Annotated in this window: 4 protein-coding genes; 2 read left to right on the top strand and 2 right to left on the bottom strand. The window is 70.6% G+C overall.

Features of this window, described 5'->3' with window-relative positions:
• Positions 1–10 precede the first annotated feature (10 nt).
• Together ACWELJ_RS22385 and ACWELJ_RS22390 are read left to right on the top strand one after the other, a co-directional pair.
• On the top strand, positions 11–1,159 hold the full coding sequence (locus ACWELJ_RS22385) for a glutamate--cysteine ligase (RefSeq protein WP_452368075.1): 1,149 nt from the start codon (positions 11–13) through the stop codon (positions 1,157–1,159).
• Between the two features lie 184 nt (positions 1,160–1,343).
• Positions 1,344–2,708 carry a DUF5933 domain-containing protein gene (locus ACWELJ_RS22390; protein ID WP_452368076.1) on the top strand — a complete coding sequence of 455 codons (1,365 nt, stop codon included), beginning with the start codon at positions 1,344–1,346 and terminating at the stop codon, positions 2,706–2,708.
• Between the two features lie 10 nt (positions 2,709–2,718).
• Here ACWELJ_RS22390 and ACWELJ_RS22395 read toward each other — a convergent pair whose 3' ends face one another.
• A complete protein-coding gene (locus tag ACWELJ_RS22395; RefSeq protein ID WP_452368077.1) occupies positions 2,719–4,062 on the bottom strand; it encodes a hypothetical protein in 1,344 nt (447 codons plus the stop codon).
• Positions 4,063–4,182: 120 nt separating this feature from the next.
• Positions 4,183–6,453, bottom strand: a complete 2,271-nt coding sequence (locus ACWELJ_RS22400; RefSeq protein WP_452368078.1) for an AAA family ATPase — start codon at positions 6,451–6,453, stop codon at positions 4,183–4,185.
• Between the last annotated feature and the right edge of the window lie 104 nt (positions 6,454–6,557).

Below are 6,557 nucleotides of genomic sequence, written 5' to 3' on the forward strand. Positions count from 1 at the left end.
GAGGTGAGCCATGGCCGGGGCAGGCATTCCGAAGGTCCCCTTCAATTCATCGCCCCGGCCCACGCTCGGCGTGGAATGGGAGGTCGCGCTCGTCGACAAGACGACGCGTGACCTGTCCAATACCGCGGCAGCCGTTTTCGAGGCCTGCGGCGACCTCCGCGCCTGGGACGGTACCCCGCAGATCACCAAGGAACTGCTGAAGAACACCGTCGAACTGGTCTCCGGCAAGCACGACACCGTGAGCGAGGTCGTCGACGAACTGCGCGCCACCCAGGACACCGTCCGGCGCGCGGCCGACCAGGTCGGCGTCGACCTGTTCTGCGCGGGCACCCATCCCTTCGCGCAGTGGTCCACCCAACAGCTCACGCGCAGTGCGCATTACGACGAACTCATCGAGCGCACCCAGTGGTGGGGCCGGCAGATGCTGATCTGGGGCGTGCACGTGCACGTCGGAATCTCGCACCCGGACAAGGTCTTTCCGATCCTCAACGCCATGCTGCCGTCGTATCCGCACCTGCTGGCGCTGTCCGCCTCCTCACCCATGTGGGCGGGCGTCGACACCGGCTACGCCAGCAATCGGGCGCTCATGTTCCAGCAGCTGCCCACCGCCGGACTGCCCTTCCAATTCGACAATTGGGGCCAGTTCGAGGGATTCGTGCACGACCAGATGAAAACCGGTGTGTTCGAACAGATCGGCGGCATGCACTGGGACATCCGGCCCGCACCCAAATGGGGGACCATCGAGGTCCGCATCTGCGACGGCACCCCCACCAAGGCCGAACTCGCCGCCATCGTGGCGCTGATCCACTCCCTCGTGGTCGATCTCGACCGGCGGGTGGAGAACGGCGAACCCCTGCCCGCCATCCTGCCGCCCTGGCATGTGCAGGAGAACAAGTGGCGCGCAGCGCGATACGGGCTCGACGCCATCATCATCACCGACGCCGACAGCAACGAGCGGCTTGTCACCGACGACCTCATGGATCTGCTCAACCGGCTGGAGCCGACCGCCAAGAGCCTCGGCTGCGAGAACGAGCTCGCCATGGTCGCCGACATCCCGAAGCGGGGCGCGTCCTATCAACGGCAGCGCCGGGTGGCCGCCGCCGCGCAGGGCGATCTGGTGTCGGTGGTCGACTCGCTGGTCCACGAACTCGAGCAGTGACGCCGAGCCGATACGGCGCACCGTCGCGAGTTCCCTTGGTGTGATTTCAGTTACGCGATTCTGCGGCCGCCGTACGCCATGGCCAGCGGCGATACCACGCTGACCGGGGGCTGTTCATCCGGGGTGGGATGCGGCGTTCAACTGGATATGGGGGCGGCGTTCACACGGCGTTTACTATGGCTGGATGTTGCTCGACGACCCGCGTTTCCAGACCGGCGGCGCAGCACGCCGATCAGGGACGCGGATGCCGTCGCCGCGCGTGCGGCTGGCGGCCGTGCTGACCGTGGGCGCCCTGGCACTCCTGGCCCTGCAAATCGTCGCCGCCCAGCACCACTTCACCGGTCCGCTGGAGAGCATCTGGGCCGACTTCGCGGGCAATGCCAAATCCTTCACCGTGCCGTGGGCCGGACTCGGGCTCGCGCTCATCGGACTGAACTGGCGGCGGCGCTTCATCGCCGTCGGCACGGCGCTCGGCATCGACATCGCCTACCAGTCGATTCGCAGCCTGGCCGGTGGTCCGCTGGCCATGGGCAACGGGCCGGTGCTCGTACTGCTCGGCATCCTCGGGCTCGCCCTGTGGCGGTGGCAGGGCAAGGATCGCGCCAACGCGCTGCACGCCGCCGCGCTCGGCATCCTGCTGGTGCTGTCCAGCAAGGTCGCCGACGTCTGGCTCGGCATCACCGTGCTCGCCGGGCCGCGCGTCCTCGACGAGCACATCGTGCTGGTCGACCACGCCCTCGGCGACCCCTCCTGGATGGCCGGGCAACTGCTCGAGTGGCTGGGGCCGGTGGCTTCCGCGGTCCTGCACTGGGTGTACATCGAACTGCCGGTCGGCGCGATGATCGTGACCATCTGGCAGCTGCGCAACGTCGTGAAGACGGGGGAGTGGCCGGGGCACTACCTGGTGCGGACCTTCCTGGTGATCGGGCTGATCGGGCCGATCTTCTACGTCATCTTCCCGGTCGTCGGGCCGATCTTCGCCTACGGCACCGAAGGGCACGCCTTCTCCCTCGGCACCTACTGGCCGAATGTGGTGCCGCCGGTGGACCTCTCGCCCGGCTCGATCGCCTTCGACCGGTTCGCCCCGCGCAACTGCATGCCGTCGCTGCATACCGCCTGGGCGCTGTCGATCTTCGTCCACTCCCGCCGCGACCCGCTGACCGGCGCCCCCGCTCCGACCTGGCTGCGCTGGGGCGGCGCCTTCTGGCTGCTCGCCACCGTCGGGGCCACCCTCGGCTTCGGCTACCACTACGGCGCCGACCTGGTGGCGGGCGCGGTGCTGTGCCTGGCCATCGAATCCGCGCTGCGCGCACCCGAACGCGGCTGGGACCGCACCCGCGTCCAGCTGGTCGGCGCGGGCGCCGCGCTGTTCGCCGGACTGCTGCTGTCCTACCGGTACCTGTCGGTCGAATTCGCCGAGCACCCGGTTCCGGCCGGCATCGTCGTCATCGGCCTGTCCGCCGCCTACGTGACGGCCTTCTACCGGACCTGGTTCGCCGAACCGGCCACCGCTCCGGCCGCCCAGCTCGACCTCGCCGCCCGCGCCTGACCGGTCCGGTTCAGGCGGTGGCGTCCCCGTTCGATGCCCCTTCGGGCGGGGTGGCCGCCGCCGCGGACGGCACCGGCAGCGGCCGCAGCCGGCGCAGCAGGAACATGCCCGCCAGACAGCCGCCCGCCACCAGCACCGAGGTCCACCCCGGAGTCGCCGTGGAACCCGAGCTGACCGCGCACAGACCCGAATCGCCGGACTGCATCGCGTAATCGCCGCGCGCCACGTAATCCCGCATGCCCAGCACCGCCGACGGCACGAACAGCAACGTGGTCCCCAGCACCCGGCTCGGCACGTACCGCGGCCGGGCCGCCAGCAGCCCGAAACCCAGCAGCCAGGACACCAGCGCCGCGCTGCCCACGATCAGCCACGCCTCGGAGGTGTCGCTGGTCAGCGCGGTCGACACCCCGACCAGCATGGACAGCCACAGGGCCGGCATCGGCGCGGACACCTGACTGCCCGCCCACATGCCGAACGCGCTCACCGCCACCAGCAGCGGGATCGACCAGGCCGGCATCTCCGCCGCGATCGTCGCCGCGCCCACCGCGCCGACGCCCACCGCGATCAGCACGATCTCCCCGTCCCGGCCCGGCAGCAGCATGGACGCGATCAGGGCGGTGCCGACCGAGGTCACCACGGCGAGCACGATGCCCGCCACACTGCCGCCGTGCCGGGCCAGCCACTCCGCGCTGAACAGGGTGATCAGCACCAGCAGCGTGCCCGCCAGGATCGGGGCCAGCGGCAGCTCGATCGACAGCCGTTGCGCGGCCGGTCCTTTCCGATTGATCAGCAGCGACACCACGGCCAGCGCGAACGCCAGCAGGACCATCCACATGGGCGGGATGTCGGAGGCGTGCCAGTGGTCCTTCAGATTGTCGGTGATACTGCCGCCGCCCACCCGCGGCACCGGGTTCACCGAGCCCAGCAGCAGGCTGATCAGAATGCCCAGGGTCCAGGCGAACGCGGGCAGCCGGTGATGCAGCACCGCCGCCCCGAGCGCGCCCAGCACCACGCCGCCCGACAGGGAGTCGATGAAGTTCATGGTCGACAGCGAGGAATTCGGGTCGCCCGCATGGCCCAGCGTGTGGTTGGCGACCAGCACCAGCAACCCGCCCACCGTGGTCGACCAGGCCACCGACGGGCTGCCCAGGGTGGTGATCAGCACCGCCACGATCATGGCGATGAGCACGCCCGCAGCGATGGCGCGGGGCAGGCTGTAGGCCAGCAGGTTCAGTTGCAGGGCGGAAGTCTGTGAGGTCCAGCCGAAGTCGATGGGCAAGGTCAGCGCCAGGCCAGCAACCAGTGCCGCGACCAGGGCGGTGATCGTTTCGGTGGCTACCTTGTACGACCTCACCTGCGCAAAATTACCGGCCCACGGCGGGTCGATCGGTCCGACTCGCTTACTTAGTGGATATTTGGCGAACTTTCGGCCACATTCGGGCGTAGGCGGATCAATCAGACATGGCCGACTCGCTCAGACATACCCCGAGGGATCGCCGGGCGGACCCGACATCTCCCGCTTGGCCGCGAACAAGCGCAACGACTCCACCTGCACCGGATCCAATGACGGCCGCACCGCCTTGCGCGCGGACGCCACATCCGCCGCGGTCACCTCCCCGGCCTCCACATCGCGGCGCATGGCGGCCAGCGCCGCCTCCCGCAGCAGGGCCGAACAATCCGCGGCCGAGTAGCCGTCCAGCTCACGGGCCAGCCGCCGCAGATTCACGTCCTTGGCCAGCGGCACCGATTTCGCCGCGGTGCGCAGGATCTCGGCCCGGGCCTCGGCGTCCGGCGGCGGCACGAACACCAGCCGCTCCAACCGGCCCGGCCGGGTCAGCGCCGAATCGATCAGATCCGGGCGGTTGGTCGCGCCGACCACCACCACATCCCGCAGCGGTTCCACCCCGTCCAGCTCGGTGAGCAGGGCTGCCACCACCCGATCCGACACCCCCGAGTCCGAGGACTGACCGCGCTGCGGGGCCAGCGCGTCCACCTCGTCGAGGAAGATCAGCGACGGCGCGGAATCACGTGCGCGCTGGAACAACTCGCGCACCGCCCGCTCCGAGGAGCCGACCCACTTGTCCATCAGCTCCGCGCCCTTCACCGCGTGCACGCTCAACTGCCCGGACCCGGCCAGCGCCCGCACCAGGAAGGTCTTGCCGCAACCCGGCGGCCCGTACAGCAGCACCCCGCGCGGCGGCTCGATCCCCAGGCGCGCGAACGAATCCGGATGCTTCAGCGGCCACAGCACCGCCTCGGTCAACGACTGCTTGGTCTCCACCATGTCGCCGACATCGTCGAGACTCAGGTTGCCGATGGACAATTCCTCCGACCCGGACCGCGACAGCGGGCGGATCACCTCCAGCGCCCCGGTCAGATCCTCCTGCCGCAGCACCGGATCCACGTCCCGACCGCTGTCGTGGTGTTCGCGGCTGGCCCGGGCCGCCGCCCGCAGCGCCGCCTCACGAACCAACGCCGCCAGATCCGACACCACGAAACCCGGTGTCCGCAGCGCGATCTCGTCGACCTTCAGGTCCTCGGTCGGGGCCTTGCGCAACAACTGCTCGAGCAGCGCGGCCCGCACCGCGGCGGTCGGCAGCGGCAGCGACACCTGCCGGTCGAACAGTTCGGGACCGCGCAGCCGCGCGTCCAGGCCGGCCGGATTCGAGGTGGTCGCCAGCACCGCCACCGCGGGCAGCGCGATCGCCCGGCGCAACTGGTCCAGGATCATGGTGGCCACCGGCTCGGCCGCGGCCGGCAGCAGCGCGTCGATATCGGTGATCAGCAGGACTCCGCCCGCGCCGGAACCGATTTCCTGCACCTTGTCGCCGACATCGCGGAAACGTTCACCGCTCTCGGTGGCGCCGACCGCCGGGCCGTCCAGCTCCACCAGCCGCCGCGAACCCACCACCGCCCGGGCCAGCGTCGCCTTGCCGACCCCCGCCGGGCCCGTGATCAACACGCCCAGCTGCGAACTCGCGCCCAGCGCCTTCAGCAGCTCGGGCTCGTCCAGCGCCAGATTCAGCCACTCCCGCAGCTTCGCGGCCTGGGCCTGCACCCCCGCCAGATCCGCGACCGCCACCGCCGAGGCCGGGGCGGTCGACACCGGGCGCTTGCCGGCGACGATCGGCGAACCGTCCAGGGGGACATCATCGAGCAGGCCGAGCGGGGCATCGGTCGCGCCGAAGGTCGTGCCCAGCGTCACCGCCGTGCTCGGCAGGATGGTGACCGGGCCCGGATACGGCTCGGTCGCCACCACCGTCAGCACCTCGGAGGTCCAGGCGATCCCCAAGCCCTTCAACGCCTTCCGGGCCGCGGCCGGATTGTCGCTGGGCAGCAGATCGCGCGGCAGCAGGGTGACGGTGTCGCCCACGGTGACGATCTTGCCCAGCAGCGCCTGCCGCAGCGTCGACTCCGGAATCGCGGCCATGGCCAGCGAGGACCCCGTCACCGAGACGCGGCGCGCATCGGTTTCGGTGGCCGGGGCGATGGTGACGTCACCGCCGTCGCGCACCTTCGCGTTCGACAGCGTCACCTCGTCGAGCAGGGCGACGCGGGCGCCGAAACCCTGCGACGGCTTGAACGCGCCCACCACCGCCGTGGTGCGCCGGCCGCCGGTCAGGGTGACGCCCTGCCCCGGCTGCAGGGCCAGCGCCATCAGGACTTCGGGGTGCAGGCGCACCAGCCCCCAGCGGGCGTCGCCGCCCGAGGAGTTGCGTTGCGCGGTCAGCGTGAATTCCGGCACCCGTCAATTCTGCCCGCGGGAACCGGCCGCCGGTGACTATCCGCGCGGGCCGGTCATCCGCGCTGGCCGGGCCGGCGCAACCGCAGCCGCGCCGTCGTGACCCG

The sequence above is a fragment of the Nocardia sp. NPDC004582 genome (assembly GCF_053602115.1).

Excerpts from the sequence above, each read along its gene's own strand:
- ACWELJ_RS22385 (WP_452368075.1), top strand. The coding sequence starts at position 11 with ATGGCCGGGGCAGGCATTCCGAAGGTCCCCTTCAATTCATCGCCCCGG.
- ACWELJ_RS22390 (WP_452368076.1), top strand. The coding sequence starts at position 1,344 with ATGTTGCTCGACGACCCGCGTTTCCAGACCGGCGGCGCAGCACGCCGA.